The sequence below is a fragment of the Acidovorax sp. KPB24-03 genome (assembly GCF_057546605.1).
On record NZ_BAAJYR010000661.1, the window covers coordinates 1 to 1,351 of the forward strand.

The window sequence follows — 1,351 nt, forward strand, 5'->3', positions numbered from 1 at the left end:
GCGGCGCCCCCGCCATTCCCACGCCTGCGTGCCGGGCGGCTGCACGTAGTCGCCCGGGTCGTGCCAGTCGCCGGCGGCCAGGTGCTCGCGCACCTTGAGCACGCTGAACATGCCGCCCATCTCCAGCGGGCCGTAGGGGCCGGTGCCGGTCATCATGGGCAGGGTGTTCTCGGGCAGCGGCATCTCCATGGCGCCCATGTCGGCCATGCCGCGCTCGCCCATCACCATGTAGTCGGGCACGATCTTCTGGATCTTCGCCACCAGCCCCCGGTGGTCCACGCCGATCATGGTGGGCACGTCGTGGCCCATGGCGCCCATGGTGTGGTGGCTCTTGTGGCAGTGCACGGCCCAGTCGCCGGGCTCGTCGGCGACGAACTCGATCTGCCGCATCTGGCCGACGGCGATGTCGGTGGTCACCTCGGGCCAGCGGGCGCCGGGGGGCACCGCGCCGCCGTCGGTGCCGGTCACCTCGAACTCGTGGCCGTGGATGTGGATGGGGTGGTTGGTCATGGTGAGGTTACCCACGCGCACCCGCACCCGCTCGCCGCGCCGCGCCACCAGCGGGTCGATGCCCGGGAACACGCGGCTGTTCCAGGCCCAGATGTTGAAGTCGGTCATCTCGTTCACGCGCGGCGTGCGCGTGCCGGCCTCCACGGCGAAGGCGTTGAGCAAAAAGGCGTAGTCGCGGTCGGCCGTGGCGATGAGCGGGTGGCGCCCGCGCGCATCCAGCCGCGGGTGGGTGATCCACAGGCCCATCAGCCCCATGGCCATCTGCGTCATCTCGTCGGCATGCGGGTGGTACATGAAGGTGCCCGGGCGCCGCGCGGTGAACTCGTACACGAAGGTCTTGCCCGCGGGAATCGCCGGCTGGTTCAGGCCCGAGACGCCGTCCATCCCGTTGGGCAGGCGCTGGCCGTGCCAGTGGACGCTGGTGTGCTCGGGCAGGCGGTTGGTGACGAAGATGCGCACGCGGTCGCCCTCGACCACCTCGATCGTCGGCCCGGGGCTCTGCCCGTTGTAGCCCCACAGGTGGGCCACGAAGCCGGGCGCGAACTCGCGCACCACGGGCTCGGCGACCAGGTGGAATTCCTTCACGCCGGCGTTCATGCGCCAGGGCAGGCTCCAGCCGTTCAGGGTGACCACGGGGCGGAACGGGCGCCCGGTGGGCGGCGCCGGCGGCACGGCGGTGTCGGCCGATCCGTGCTGGGGGATTTCGGGCAGCGCGGCCAGGGCGGCGCGGCCCACGGAGGCGGCGGCCACGGCAGTGGCGGCGCCGGAGAAGAAGTGGCGGCGTTTCATGTCAGTGGCCTTGGGATTCGGGGTTGGCGGCGCGGCCGGCGGCGGCATCGGG

The 1,351-nt window shown here is 72.0% G+C and carries 1 protein-coding gene; it reads right to left on the bottom strand.

Annotation, left to right across the window (positions count from 1 at the left end):
* A partial coding sequence (locus AC27KI_RS24950; protein WP_487116472.1) for a multicopper oxidase family protein occupies window positions 1-1,299 on the bottom strand: 1,299 nt, incomplete at its 3' end.
* Window positions 1,300-1,351: the final 52 nt, after the last annotated feature.